We start from the raw sequence: 13,491 nt of genomic DNA, 5'->3' as shown, positions 1-13,491 counted from the left end.
GAACCGTACCACCGGTTTTTCGCAAACCCCGGTTTTGTCGAAGAATGTCAGGGAAAAGGATTCGAGAAGCGTGAAAAAGCAACTTGACAGGGCCCCGGAACCGGGCCAATCCCTGCCCATGCAGACCCTGGACGAAACGCGCCGCAAGGAGCTGGACGACCGCCTCAACCAACCCCTGGCCGTCGGCGGCAGGACCGTATCCACCCGGCTGTGGCTCGCGCCCCTGGCCGGGCTGGGCAACGCCGCCTACCGCCAGGTGCTCGGCGAATACGGCGGCTGCGGCCTGACCTTCACCGAGATGTGCGGGGCCAAGAGCGTGCCCACCGAAAACCCGCGCGTCTCGTCCGTGTTCCGCTGGTCCGAGGGGGAGCTGCCGCACCTGGTCTGCCAGGTGGCGGGCGCGACCCCGGAGGAGATGATCCCCGCCGCCCGGCGGGTGCAGGAATGCGGCTTCTTCGGCTTCGACATCAACATGGGGTGCTCGGTCTCCGGCATCGTCAAGAAGAACGCCGGGGCCGGACTGCTGCGCGACCCTGACGCGGCCCTGCGCGTGGTCGAGGCCGTGCGCAGGACCATCTCCATCCCCCTGTTCATCAAGTTCCGCACCGGCTGGTCACCGGACATCGAACCCGCCGCCAAGCTCGCGAAACAGTTCGAGAACGCGGGCGCGGACTGCCTGGTCTTCCACCCCCGCGTGGCCCCGGACAAGCGCACCCGCCCCCCGGTCCGCCACCACATCAAGGCCATCGTGGACGCGGTTTCCATCCCGGTCTTCGGCAACGGCGACGTGATCACCGACCGGGACTGCCTGGAGATGCTCGAAACCACCGGCTGCGCCGGGGTCTCCGTGGGCCGCATGGCCATCGCCCAGCCCTGGCTGTTCCGTGAATGGACCTCGGATTACGCACCGCCCGCCGACCGCTTCCAGGACTACGCCCTGCGCCTGGCCGACGCCCTGGACCAGCACTTCGACCCGGTGCGCGCTCTTAAGCGGTTCAAGCTGTTCACCATCTACTTCGCGGCCAACTTCACCTTCGGCCACGCCCTGCAAAGCCGCTTCCTGGGCGCGAAATCCATGGACGACATACGAAACGTGGCCCGAAACCATGTCCATCCCGGCATGCAGATGGTAAAACGGCCCAACATGAACATGTACAATATCTGACGAGGGACGCCATGAAGACCATTGACCTGAGCCACGTCATCCGCACCGGCATGCCGGTCTATCCCGGCGACGAAACGCCCAGCCTGCGGCGCACCCACTTCATCAGGAAACACGGCTTCGCCCAGACCGGGCTGGCCCTCTCCACCCATGTCGGCACCCACGTGGACACCGCCGCACACCTGTTCACCGAAGCGCCCACCCTCGACCAACTCGGGCCCGACAACTTCACCGGCTGGGGAGCCGTCCTCGACCTGACCAGCCTGGCCGCCCCCGTCATCCAGCAACCCGACCTCGCGCCGCTGGCCGACATAGACAACCTCGACTTCGCCCTGCTCCGCACCGGCTGGGACCAGCACTGGCAAACCGACCGCTATTACAGGGACTTTCCCACCCTGTCCGAAACCGCGGCCCGGTTCCTGGCCGGGCTGGGCCTCAAGGGCGTCGGCCTCGACACCCCCTCGCCCGACCCCGTGGACTCCGCCTCCCTGCCCACGCACCAGACCCTGCTCAACCACGGCCTCGTCATCGTCGAAAACCTCACCCGGCTGGGCGGCCTGCCCGCCGAATCCTTTGTCTTCTGCTGCCTGCCCCTGCGCCTCCTCGACGGCGAAGCCTCACCCTGCCGGGCCGTGGGGATTACGTTCTAGGGGAGGCCTCCGGCGGCCGGGGCGCTGCCCCGGACCCCGCCAGAGAACCTTTTGAAAAAGGTTCTCTGGACTCTCCCAAACTTTTTGGCGCTCGCTTCGCTTCGCTCGGGGCCGTGCGGGGGCGGAAGGGACCGCGCGGGACGCCCTGCCGCTTGGCCCGGCAATGTCTGCCGCCATCTCCGCCCCAGCTCGCGGTTTTTTTGTTGGAATAGTCTGAAATCGTTTAAAATAAATCCATTTCTGGACGGTGTTCAAAAACGCCGCGAAGCCAGGCTGTTGCGTTCAGCCCCTCCGTGCCAGCGGCGTTGGGCCACCGTTCCGGAGGGTTCGCGCCGGGCGGCTGACCGCGCGCCGCAGCCGTCCGGCGCGAACGCTCCGGGACACCGCCTGCCCGCACACCACCACCCATACCGCAAAGCCGCACCCACTCACCGCAATTCACCCTCCCCCAACTTCCAACACTCGCCACCCCGCTCCCGCACGTCCTTCGCGCAGCGACCCAAAAAGTTTGGGAGATTCTTAAGAACCTTTTCCAAAAGGTTCTTAAGCCGTCGGAGACGCCCGCCCGGCGAGGGCCCGCCGGAGGCCTCTTCTCCTGCTGCCAGCCCCTTACACGCCGAGTTCGCGGGAGAGGGCTTCGGCCTGTCGGAGGTCGTCGGGTGAGTTGACGTTGAAGAAGGAGAGCTGGTGCGGGTCGGCCTGGCGGAGCAGGGAGACCGGGACGTGTTGGACGTTGACCTTGTCGAAGAAGGAGATGATGCGGAAGTTTTGGTTTTCGAGCTGGGTCTCGATGTGGGGCAGGCACCGTTTGGAGTAGATGGCGCAAAGCGGCTCGACGTAGCCGTCGTCCTTGAGGGGGATGACCACGTCGGCTTCGGGAGTGGCGTGTTCGAGCAGGATGCGGACGAGTCCGGCCTGGAGGAACGGGGCGTCGCAGGCGGCCATGAACCCGTGCGGGGCGCGCATGGCGGCGAGTCCGGCGTGGATGCCGGTGAGGGAGGAACGGGCCTCGAACAGGTCGGGCGCGACGGGGTACGGGTAGTCGGCGTAATCGGCGGGTTCGCGCGCCGAGAGGAGGATTTCCGGGAACAGCGGGCGGTAGACGTCGAGCAGCCGGTCGAGGGTCGTGCGGCCGTTGATGGTCATGAACGCCTTCTTGACGTGGCCCATGCGGGTGCCGAGTCCTCCGGCAAGGATGATGCCTGCGATCTGCATGGAGGAAAGGTAGATCAAGGCGGTCGAAATGGAAAGGGTGTACAACGGCGGGCGACGGTGTATTGTCCACCCATGTGGACGGTGATGAAACTGTTGCTCGGCATGTGCGCGGGGTATGCGCTGCTGGCTGCGTGGATTTATTTTTCGCAGCGCGGGATGGTCTATTGCCCCCGGCGCGAGCTGGTGGCCACGCCCGGCGAGATCGGCCTTGAGTACGAGGACGTCCGGCTGCGGAACCGGCTGGGCACGGATATCCACGGCTGGTGGCTGCCCTGCGGGCGAGCGCGGCTGACGCTGCTGTTCTGCCACGGCAACGGGGGCAATATCTCACACCGGCTGGAGTCGTTGCGCATCTTTCACGACCTGGGGCTGTCGGTCCTGCTCTTCGATTATTCGGGATACGGCCAAAGCGGCGGCGAGCCGTCCGAGGCGGGGACGTACGCGGACGCGCGCGCCTGTTGGGACCGGCTGATGGACAGGGGGACCGACCCCGGTTCCGTGGTCCTGTTCGGGCGCAGCCTGGGCGGCGGCGTGGCGGCGCGGCTGGCGCGGGAGCTGGCGGACGAGGGGATCGCCCCTGCCGGGATCATCCTGGAATCCACTTTCACCTCGGTGCCGGACATGGGCGCATATATGTACCCATGGCTCCCGGTGCGCCGGTTGTCCCGGTTCCGGTACGACAGCGCGGCGGCCCTTGCGGGGCTGGACCTGCCGGGGCTGTTCCTGCACAGCCCGGACGATGACGTGGTGCCGTATGCCCTGGGAAAAAGACTGTATGAAGGGTACGCGGGACAAAAGACGTTCTTCGAGCTGACGGGCGACCACAACAAGGGATTCCTGGACACCGGCGAACCGTACGCCAACGCCCTGGCCCGGTTCCTGTCCGGGTTGGGCGGCCAGTGCCGGTGACGGACGGGACCCTTCTCTTCCTGGCCGACGCGGTCCTGGTCCTCCATTTCTGCATAGCGGCCTTCAACGCGCTGAGCCTGCCGGTCATCTGGATCGGGGCTGCGGCGGGGGTCCGGTTCGTGCGCAACCCGTGGTTCCGCTGGTCCCATGTGGCGTTGATGGGCTTTGTCCTGGCCGAGACCGTGGCCGGGCGGCTCTGCCCGCTGACCGAGTGGGAGGCGGCCCTGCGCCGGGCCGCGGGCCGGGGGGACGGCGGTGGCCGGTCGTTCGTGGGGTATTGGCTGGACCGGCTGCTGTTTCTCGATCTCGACCCTGCCTGGTTCACGGTGGGCTACGCGGCGTTCTTCGGGCTCATCGTCCTGACCCTGTTCCTGGTCCCGGTCCGGAGGGGGAAAAAGCTGCCGCCCGCCAGGGACGTGAAATCCTAACAAGCTGAAATACGGACAATTTTCTATTACAGCACGGGTTTTGCTTTGCTTTCTCCAGCCTGCAAGGAGGACACACTATGCCCGCTATCGATCCGATCCGGACGCGCGACCCGTTGGAAAGCGCCCTTGATCGCATACAGGAACTCAAGGCCCGCACCACCGAAAAACTGGACGAGGCCATGTCCGTGGTTTCCCGGAACCTGGGCCGCGAAGAAGCGGTCGAAGCCGAGAATGGGGTCAGGGACCTGGGGCTGGCCCTTTCCGGCCAGGACGCGGCCGTGCACCGGCTGGACCACTCCAGGGTCCTGGACCTGATCAGCGATCCCTTTGAGGACGCCTAGGCGGATTTTTCCACCCCGCACCTGATGGCGGAAGCACCCTTTCGGGGGTGTTTCCGCCTTTTCTCTTGCCTTTCGCGCGCGAGGGTAATACATTGTCATAATTGCATCTTCATCCTTTTCCCTGTCTCTTCCCGGTGACTCGTCACCCCCCTGAAACAAAATGCATTTTTATCTTCAACCCTGTCCGAGGGTTGCACGCAAAGTGGACGGAAAACCCCCGCCCCCCCTTGCCTACGGTTTTGGGGGGGCGTATATTTTAATCAACGGCAAGGGACACCCGACAGCGGGTTTTTACAGGGATTCATGACGGAGGATGGGAGGAAATAGACACCGATTTCTTCGAAAACACATTTGGCGAATCGAGTCGCCCCGCTCCCCCCAAGAGCACCGTGCGCCATCAATAAACGCATCAGGCCGTCATAAAATACAATTTTGAAATGTCTGGCCCTAATGCAAAGCCGGATAACCCGGCCCGGCGCACACTTCTTTTCTTTGTTTGAATCAGGTTTTCCTCTTGAAGCTGCCCGTGAATTGGTGCTATCCAACCACAATACATTATTCTTCCTTCCATATCGTTCGCCCTGCGGTGGGGATCAAACTCGGAAAGGCTGCACCATGAGCAACACCTGCAACGACATTGATCTATTCTTCAAAACCCTGCGCGAATCCGCGCCCAAAAGGGAAAGCGACTGGCGCGCCATCGTCCTGTTCGTCCGCAATCTCCTCCCCCGGTTGACCATCTATGACGACGACAAGAAGTCCGAAATCCAGTTCGAGATCTGCGAGCAGCTGATCGAAAACGACTTTTCCGAAGAGCGGTTGGAAGCCCTGCTGGCCATGCTCGACATGTACCTGATGCAGACCATCGGCGCCCTGGAGCTGGAGGAGGCCCTTGCCCAGGAGAAGCGCACCGCCGCCGTGCTCATGAACGAGATGAACGAGATGATCTCGACCATGCACGGCAACACCGCCCGCCAGGACAAGCGGCTGACCAACTTCCAGAACGAGACCGTTGAGGCCATCCAGGACGGCAGCCGCAAGTCGCTCATCGTCTCCAAGGTGCGCGGCATGTTCCAGGAGATCATCGAGGAGTTCCGGGAGGAGGCGCGCGTGCTCAACGCCAAGGCCGAGCACTTCCGCATGACCGCCGACTTCGACCCCCTGCTCACCGAACTGCACAACCGTCGCGCCCTGGACGCCTTCCTCCGGGAGGCCACCGAGACCTTCGCCCGGACCGGCGCCCCCCTCTCCCTGATGATGATCGACGTGGACCACTTCAAGAAGGTCAACGACACCTACGGCCACCAGGCGGGTGACGACGTGCTCCGCGCCCTGGCCCGCCTCGTCAGCACCCACGCCATCCAGTACGACGGCTTTTCGGCCCGCTACGGCGGCGAGGAGCTGGTAGTGGTCATGCCGGGCATGGACCTGGACCGCGCCGCGGTCAAGGCCGAGGCGCTCCGGGCCGACGTGGAACGGTACGACTTTCGGGTGCGGACCAACGGCCAGCTCTCGGAAACGCCGCTCAAGTTCACCGTGTCCGTGGGCGTGGCCCGGATGAAGGTGGGCTGGAACTCCGGCGACCTGATCGGCGCTGCGGACGGCGCCCTGTATCAGGCCAAGAACAGCGGCCGGAACCGCGCCTGCTCCGCCCCGAAGTGAGCTGCCGGGAGACCGGCTTTATCGGCGCTTGCCGATAACTTTCCTATGTAAAACCTTAGCGAGAAGAGAGAGTTATGCATTTCCGATTGCTGGCCATACTCCCCCTGCTCTGCCTGTTGTGCGCGCCCGCCCTGGCCGCGCCCGCTCAGGTCGCGCTGCTCCATTCAGACCGCTCCTCCACGCCCTGGACCGATGCCGTGGCCGCCGGCCTCGCCGAGGGACTGGGCACGGACGGTGAGGTGCGCCGGATCTTCGTCCGGCCCGAGTCCGAGTCCGAGGATGCCTATGACGACATGTTCGAGGCGCTGTCCGCCGAACTGGCCGGGTACTCCGCGCAGTACGTGGTGGCCGACGGGGAGATCGCCTTCGCCTTTGCGCGCAAGTACGGCCCCCTCCTCTTCCCGAACGCGCCGGTGGTGGCCTGCTCCCTGCCCGAGGCGGACGCCGGGGACATGGCCCTGTGCACCGACTGCGCGGCCATCCCCATGGGCTACGACATCCCCGCCAGTGTGGACCTCATCTTCGCCATGCGGCCCGCCACCCGGCTTGTGGTGGCCGTGGCCGACAACGCCGAGGAGTCCCGCCCGCTCATGGACGCCGCGAACAAGGCCATGGGCAAGTACGCGGACCGCGCCCAGGTGCTCTTCCCCGGCTTCGAGCCGGGCAACGACCGCAAGCTGGACCTCGACCTGCTGGGCGAGACCCTGGCCAGCGTGCCGTCGGACGGCGTGGTGCTGTTGCTGGATTATTCGGAGGAACCGGACGAGACCCCGGTGAGCGACGGCCAGCTGGAAGCGCTGTTCCGCGAGAAGATCGCCTCGCCGGTGTTCGTCATGCGCGACGCCTGGCCCGATTCCGGCGTGGTCGGCGGGCTGATGATTTCGGGCGTGGACGCGGGACGCGACGCCGCAGGCCTGGTGCGCCGGGCCCTGGGCGGCGAACCGGTCAGGGAAATGCTCCCCCGGCCCACGGCTCCGTCCCTGCGCTTCGACGGCACGGCCCTGGCCCGGTTCGGGTTGCAGGTCCCGGAACAGGCGGGCGTGGTCAACACCCCGCAGGCGGTGGAGGAAAGCCCCGCCCTGCCCGTCACCGGGCTGGCCTGGGGGTTCGGGCTGGCCGCCGTGGTCGGCCTGTTCGTCTACCTGCGCCGCTACAGGCCGTAGATCACGCCGACGTTGGCTGCGGTCATGACCAGCAGTGCCGCCCCGGCCACCAGCGTCATGAACCGGGTGCCCTGCCGCGCCAGCCGAACCATATCGGCGAGACCGGCTGCGTAGAACTCGGCCGTATACTTCTTGTGCGAAAACCAGATCATGGCGATACTCCCTGTTTCGTGGAGAGTACCGCTCACACCTGCCCGTACATGACCGCTCCGTAACGATTTCCCGAAGGTTGCGAGTCGCGGCCCGGGAACCCGCCTAGACCCGCTCCCCGGCCTGGGTCCCGTGCCGGACGTCCACGGCCAGCAGGGAGAGAATATTCCCCTCCCTGTCCTTCACGGGCGTGGCCACGGTCAGGCAGTAATCCTCTATGGTGTCGGAATAATAGATATTCGAGATGAAGCTCTCACCGGTGCGCATGGGTTCGCGGAACCAGTCGCGGTCGGACCAGTTGGCCCCGGGGCCGCCGATGCCCCCCGGAACCACGCCGTGGGCCGTGGCGTACTCCGTGACCTGAATGCCGCGCGTGTCGGTGATCCAGGCCATCTCCAGGCTGGGGTTGTCGCGCACCACCTTGGCCAGCAGGGCGAGCTGCTGCGACGGCCTGCCCTGGATCAGGTCCGGGGCCTTGGCCAACGACTCCACCTGGCGCTGCACCGTGCCTTCGCCCAGGAGCATGAACAGCCCGTAGAGCTTGGACAGGGTCTCGATCTGACCGGTCAGCTCGGTGATCGCCCCGCCGGTCTGGGCCACGGCGGCGGCGGTGCGCGAGGAGACCTCGTCCACTTCGCTCACCGCCCTGTTGATCTCCTCGCCCACCTGTGACTGCTGGGTGGACGCGGCCGCGATGGCCTCCACCTGGCGCGAGGTGGTCTCGAAAAACTCCATGATCTCGTTCAGGGCCGCGCCGGATTCCCCGGCCAGCCGGTTGGCCACCTCGACCTTGCCGGCCGCGCTGTCCATGCCCTTGATGTTCTCGCGCACGTCGGACTGGATGGCGGAGATGGACCCGCCCACCTCGCGGGTGGCGTCCATGGTCTTTTCGGCCAGCTTGCGGACCTCGTCCGCGACCACGGCGAAGCCGCGACCGGCCTCGCCCGCGCGGGCCGCCTCGATGGCCGCGTTCAACGCCAGGAGGTTTGTCTGGTCCGCGATGTCGGAAATGACGTTCATGACCTTGCCGATGGAGTCCGCCTTGGACCCCAGGCTGGCCACCTGCTTCTTGAGCGCTTCGGTGATGGTGTGGACCTCGGCGATGGACTCCACGGTCCGGCGGACCACCTCGGACCCCTCGCGGGCGCGCTCGTGGGCGTGCCCGGCGTCCCTGGACGCGGTCTCGGCGTTTTCGGCCACCTCGCGGATGGACCCGGCCAGCTGCTCCATGGAGGTGGCGGTGGACTCCACCCGCGCGCTCAGGCTGTTGGCCCCGGCCATGATGCTGTCCGACTCCTTGTTCACCGTGGACGATGCCTCGCGCATGCCGGACACCACGCTCTCCAGCATGCCCGCGGCCTGGAGCATGCCCTCGCGCTGGGCGCGGGCCGCGTCCGTGCGCGCCTTGCGCTCGCCGTCGGCCCGGACCATGGCCGCCTCGGCCTCGGCGGCGCGGCTGCTCGCCAGCCTGGAGGCCTCCTCGGCCTCCTGCATCTTCTCGCCCAGGTTGCGGACCATGCGCTCGATGGCCTCGGACACCTGCCCCAGCTCGCCCCTGAACACGCCCTCGGGCCGGGCGTCCAGATCCCCTTCGGCCACGCGCACCGCGTACTGGCGGAGGCCGTCCAGGGGCTTGAGCAGGGTAAAGCGCAGGAACACCAGGGTCACCAGGATGATGGCCGCCACGGACCCGCCGCCCACGACCATGGCCGCGTTGCGCAGCCGACGCACCGGGTCCAGGGCCTCGTCCGCGTCGATCTTGCCCACCAGGCCCCAGGCGGTGTCGCCCACCGGGATCGGGGAATAGGCGGCCAGCACCTCGCGGCCTCGATAATCCATGCCCTGCATGCGCCCGCTCTGTCCCCTGAGGGCCAGTTCCGCCGCCTCGGAGCGCATGGCCCCCCGGCGGGGATCGGCAAAGGAGGCGACCACGCTGTGCGCCACGGGGTCGGAATGGAGGTCCGAGCGCATCAGGGAGTCCGGGCCGACCAGGTAGGCCTCGCCCGTCTCGCCCAGCCCGGCGCGGGTGTGCATGACCTTGTTCACGGAATCGATGGGGATGCGCAGCATGGCCACGCCCTCGATCTCCTGGCCGTGCCGCCGGATGGGAGCGGCGATGAACGCGCAGGGCAGCCCGTCCAGGGGAGCGTAGGGATGAAAATCGACGAACACGGTCTCGCCCTTGAGGGCGCGTTGCCAGGCCCCGACCAACCGGCTCCCCGAGAGCGGCCCCTTGGCGATGTCCTCGCCCAGCTCCTTGCCCTTGGCCAGGGAGAAGACGATGCGCCCGGTGTCGTCCAGGACCAGGGCGTCGGCATACCCGCGCACCTTGACCCACGGCTCGAAATCCGGGGCGACCATGCGCAGGGCGTGGGCGTATTCCTCGTCGGAAACGTCCATGCGGACCCCGGGCTTGGCCGCGTAAAAAACGATGTCGCGCAGCCGGACCAGGGCGCTGTACACGTACTTGGCCTCGGAATACATGACGATGTCCCGATTCCAGGTGTCGGTCAGCCCCTCCAGTTCGTGGGACTTGGCCTCCTGCAACGACACGAGCTTGCTGAAGGACTGCTCCTCCAGGCTCACGGACGCGGTGCGCAAACTGTAGCCGGCCATGCCCGCCAGCGGGACGATCCCCACCAACAGGCAGAACAGCAATATCTTGATGCTGAGTCTCATGGTCTCCCCTCTTCCGAACCGACGCCGCCGCGCCGTTTACAATCTGGTGAGGGGAAACCGTAACCGCGCAAGCCGTTTTGAATAGCCCGATTTGTTACAGGAGAGTAACGGTCGCGTTAAATGAGCACGACGTTTGTGTTACATCGAGAATCATAATGATTACCAACAGGTGCAACCGTCAGGAAGTGTAGACCACGGAGAGGGCGGCGAGGAGCCAGAGCAGGCCGCAGAGGGCCGAGGTGGCGGGGATCATCCACCACTTGAGCTGCACCGCGCGGCCCCTAAGCTTGAAGGCCGCGCAGCAGCGGAACAGGGAGAGGACCATCTGGACCAGCAGGCCGGACGCGGCCAGGGCGGGCAGGGCCAGGGCCAGGAACAGCGGGTCGGTGAGCCAGTCGGTGCGCATGTGCCGGGAGCGCCCTAGTTCATGAGCCACTCGGCCAGCAGCGGCGGGCGGCGCAGGCCGCAGATCTGCTGGAAGTGGCAAAGGGCGGTCAGCTCCACGCCGTTCTTGATGATCGAGACGGGCCGGTCGGCGGAGACCACCACGACCACCAGGTCGTCGTGCTCGGCGGTGAAGCGCAGGGCGGAGTTGAAGCGCGCGCCCCTGGCCCGGTTCTCGCCCGGCACGCTGCGCCCGTCCATGAGGCAGCCGAAGCCGTGCAACCGCAGGTCGCGGCCGATGTGCAGCGCCCCGTCCAGCTTGGCCAGGGAGCAGGCGAGCTTGAGCTGGCTGCTGTCCCGCAGGTCCGGGGGCTCCACGAAATGCTGGCCGGACATCTCCAATGATTCGCGGCCCATGTCCACCACCAACGTGCAGCCGTGCTTGCGGTCGCGCACCCGGTTGACGATCTTGGTCACGATCTTGAACAGGTCGTTCTGCTTCTGCATGGTCATGTCCGTCTCCAGCAGCTGCTCCTCGAACTGGACCAGGTTGGCCAGCAGGTTGCCGGAATGGAACCGGCCGTTGGAGAAGCTGCAGACCATGTCCTCGCGGATCCACAGGAACCCGTGGGTGCCGGAGAACTGGGCGGCCAGGTACGCCCCGGGCATGGGGCCCACGGCGATGCCGTGCACCGAGGTCCCGTCCGAGACCAGCACCCGGCCCGAGTCCTCCACGGCCTGCAAGAGCTTGCGCACGTGCTTGATGTTCACCAGCTGCGGCTGCTCGTTCTGCGGGAACCGGCAGACGAACCGGACCTCCCCCAGCTGGCTCGGCTCGACCACCACGATGCGCCCGCGCGGCCAGGCCCCTTCCTCCTTGGTCGAGGAGACCCCGATGATCGCGTCCAGGAAGGGATAGACCCGGATGTGGGTGTCCAGCCAACCCAGCCGCGAACGCTCGTCCACGATGAAGTCGCGGACCGCGTGGATGGCGCAGTGCTGGAGCAGGAAACCGGCGGTGTCCAGCCCCTGGACACTGCCCGAGGCGAACCCCTGGGAGAGCATCTCGGCGGCGTACTCCAGCCAGCAGCGGGTGGGGCCGAGGGAGCACATGTCCGGGTGCTCCTCCGTGAACCACATCTGGTAGGCCACGGCGGGAGAGCGCGCGCCCAGGGTGATCAGGCCCGACAGGTCCAGCCCGGCCTCGTCCTGCGGGATGACCCGCATTCCGTCGGTGGGGAGCTTCTTGCCGCGCCAGCGGCTGGAATAGAGATAGTAGTCCCGGAGCTTGGGCTCGTGGCCTTCGAGGAGGCCCTGGGGGTCGCAGATACGCGGGGGCGAGTCCGGGCGCACGGCGTAGACCACGGCCGCGCGGCTCGGCGGGGAGAAATGGGAGAGGCCCTCCCGCAATCCGTCGAGGATGTGGAAGATGCAGATGTTTTCGTATGATGATTCAGACATGTCCGGCTCCTGCAGTGATCCTGCGCCCCCTTCGTTCATTTTTTCACATAGACCGATCGTTTTGAAAAAGTCCAGAGAATGATGAGGGGGTGGGGGCGGGCTGCGGCCCGCAGGCGCTTTTTGGGGGGGTATGGGGGAGGAAGGAGTGCAGGAGTGCAGAAGAGAAGAGGGCCTTGGGGTGAGACGTCGGGGTAAGCGGGAGCCACTGTTTGAGGCTGCGCCTCAACAACGTTCCAGGGGAGGGCCTTCGGACAGGAGGGCGGGGTGTGAAAGCCGCCTCCTAAGTAGCCCGCCCCCTGGCGGCGGTAAGGACGTCTGCGAGTTCGCGGACCACGCCGTGGCCGCCGGGGGCGGTGGTGACGTAGTCGGCCAGGGCGAGGATGGCGGGGTGGGCGTCGGCGGGGGCCACCTTGAAGCCCGCATAGCCCATGGCGTCGGCGTCGTTGACGTCGTTGCCGATGAACAGCACCTCGCTCAGGGAGATGTGGTGTTTTTCGGCGAGGTTGAGCAGGGCGGACCCCTTGTCGCGGATGCCGTGGACGGCTTCGAGGCCGATCTTGTCGGCCCGGGCCTTGACCACGGGATTGACCTCGGTGGAGAGGATGACCTGTTCGATGCCGAGGTCGCGGATCAGGTTCACGCCCAGCCCGTCGCTGCGATTGGCGCGCACGGATTCGTTCCCTGCCTGGTCGGTGATGACCCGGTTGTCGGTCATGACCCCGTCGAAATCGTAGACCACGAGCCTGACCCGTTCCGCGCCGGGCAGGCCGCGCCCGGCCAGGGCGAGCATCTCGCCGTCCGGGCCGAGGTAGAGGGGGCGGTCGCCCAGGAGCTTTTCGGCCCGGCCGCCGCCGTTGTCCAGGATACCGTTCACGGCCCGGTCCACGTCCACCACCTCCAGGGTGACGACCACGCACCCGCCGGACGTGGCTTCGCGGGCCTCGGCCAACCGCAGGGACTGGCCGTACGGCCCCATGAGCAGCCCGTTCCAGGCCAGCTCGAACCCCAGGGCCTTTGCGTAGAACGCGGCGGATTTCTCGATGTTTCGGACCAGCAGGGTGACGGGCGGGAAAGCGGCCATGTCGGCTCCTTGGCTATGCTGTTTGGCCCACAGACTATCCTGACCCGCACAACCACGCAACATCGGAGGGCACAACCGGCGGGCAACCCCGTTTTTGCCTTCAGAAATGCCTGGAAACGCATTTTCCGATCCGAACCGGGCCCACGGACCCGGCTGGCGGCGAAAAGGGGCCAGACGCGATTTCCGGCGCAGCACGGAAAGGCCGC

The 13,491-nt window shown here is 66.3% G+C and carries 13 protein-coding genes; 7 read left to right on the top strand and 6 right to left on the bottom strand.

Annotated elements, in window-relative coordinates; translation table 11 throughout:
• The first annotated feature begins 70 nt into the window (after nucleotides 1-70).
• Together AWY79_RS02975 and AWY79_RS02970 are read left to right on the top strand one after the other, a co-directional pair.
• Nucleotides 71-1,165, top strand: coding sequence for a tRNA dihydrouridine synthase (locus AWY79_RS02975; protein ID WP_335343128.1), 1,095 nt, complete (start codon nucleotides 71-73; stop codon nucleotides 1,163-1,165).
• Nucleotides 1,166-1,176: 11 nt separating this feature from the next.
• Complete coding sequence (locus AWY79_RS02970; protein WP_066800056.1) at nucleotides 1,177-1,812, top strand: cyclase family protein; 636 nt, start codon at nucleotides 1,177-1,179, stop codon at nucleotides 1,810-1,812.
• A 609-nt stretch (nucleotides 1,813-2,421) separates the two neighbouring features.
• On the opposite strand, the gene mobA is transcribed toward AWY79_RS02970, so the two are convergent.
• A complete protein-coding gene (gene mobA, locus AWY79_RS02965) occupies nucleotides 2,422-3,027 on the bottom strand; it encodes a molybdenum cofactor guanylyltransferase (RefSeq protein WP_066806945.1) in 606 nt (201 codons plus the stop codon).
• A gap of 84 nt (nucleotides 3,028-3,111) precedes the next feature.
• On the opposite strand from mobA, the gene AWY79_RS02960 reads away from it, so the two are divergent.
• The 5 genes from AWY79_RS02960 to AWY79_RS02940 all read left to right on the top strand — a co-directional run bounded on the left by AWY79_RS02960 (nucleotide 3,112) and on the right by AWY79_RS02940 (nucleotide 7,530).
• A complete protein-coding gene (locus AWY79_RS02960; protein ID WP_233490985.1) occupies nucleotides 3,112-3,936 on the top strand; it encodes an alpha/beta hydrolase in 825 nt (274 codons plus the stop codon).
• Nucleotides 3,933-4,364, top strand: a complete 432-nt coding sequence (locus AWY79_RS02955) for a DUF2784 family protein (protein ID WP_158509844.1) — start codon at nucleotides 3,933-3,935, stop codon at nucleotides 4,362-4,364. The genes AWY79_RS02960 and AWY79_RS02955 overlap by 4 nt, the downstream gene beginning before the upstream one ends.
• 77 nt (nucleotides 4,365-4,441) lie before the next feature.
• Nucleotides 4,442-4,705 carry a hypothetical protein gene (locus AWY79_RS02950; protein WP_066800046.1) on the top strand — a complete coding sequence of 88 codons (264 nt, stop codon included), beginning with the start codon at nucleotides 4,442-4,444 and terminating at the stop codon, nucleotides 4,703-4,705.
• Nucleotides 4,706-5,320: 615 nt separating this feature from the next.
• Nucleotides 5,321-6,367: a GGDEF domain-containing protein gene (locus tag AWY79_RS02945; protein ID WP_066800043.1), complete on the top strand. Its 1,047-nt coding sequence runs from the start codon at nucleotides 5,321-5,323 to the stop codon at nucleotides 6,365-6,367.
• 74 nt (nucleotides 6,368-6,441) lie between these two features.
• On the top strand, nucleotides 6,442-7,530 hold the full coding sequence (locus AWY79_RS02940; protein WP_066800040.1) for a hypothetical protein: 1,089 nt from the start codon (nucleotides 6,442-6,444) through the stop codon (nucleotides 7,528-7,530).
• On the opposite strand, the gene AWY79_RS18940 is transcribed toward AWY79_RS02940, so the two are convergent.
• From AWY79_RS18940 to AWY79_RS18105, 5 genes are all read right to left on the bottom strand, one after another.
• Nucleotides 7,518-7,682, bottom strand: coding sequence for a hypothetical protein (locus AWY79_RS18940; RefSeq protein WP_158509843.1), 165 nt, complete (start codon nucleotides 7,680-7,682; stop codon nucleotides 7,518-7,520). The two genes, AWY79_RS02940 and AWY79_RS18940, sit on opposite strands and share 13 nt — an antisense overlap.
• Before the next feature lie 103 nt (nucleotides 7,683-7,785).
• On the bottom strand, nucleotides 7,786-10,359 hold the full coding sequence (locus tag AWY79_RS02935; RefSeq protein ID WP_066800038.1) for a methyl-accepting chemotaxis protein: 2,574 nt from the start codon (nucleotides 10,357-10,359) through the stop codon (nucleotides 7,786-7,788).
• Nucleotides 10,360-10,537: 178 nt separating this feature from the next.
• Complete coding sequence (locus tag AWY79_RS02930; protein WP_066800035.1) at nucleotides 10,538-10,765, bottom strand: competence protein ComEC; 228 nt, start codon at nucleotides 10,763-10,765, stop codon at nucleotides 10,538-10,540.
• A gap of 14 nt (nucleotides 10,766-10,779) precedes the next feature.
• Nucleotides 10,780-12,204, bottom strand: coding sequence for a DNA integrity scanning protein DisA nucleotide-binding domain protein (locus tag AWY79_RS02925; protein ID WP_066800032.1), 1,425 nt, complete (start codon nucleotides 12,202-12,204; stop codon nucleotides 10,780-10,782).
• Nucleotides 12,205-12,484: 280 nt separating this feature from the next.
• Nucleotides 12,485-13,285 (bottom strand): HAD hydrolase family protein, encoded by an 801-nt coding sequence (locus AWY79_RS18105; RefSeq protein WP_078063590.1) that lies wholly within the window; start codon nucleotides 13,283-13,285, stop codon nucleotides 12,485-12,487.
• Nucleotides 13,286-13,491: the final 206 nt, after the last annotated feature.

The organism is Pseudodesulfovibrio indicus (assembly GCF_001563225.1).
Taxonomy (GTDB): Bacteria; Desulfobacterota; Desulfovibrionia; order Desulfovibrionales; family Desulfovibrionaceae; genus Pseudodesulfovibrio; species Pseudodesulfovibrio indicus.
Note: the sequence above shows the minus strand (reverse complement) of the source record. Positions and strands in the feature narration are given on the sequence as shown.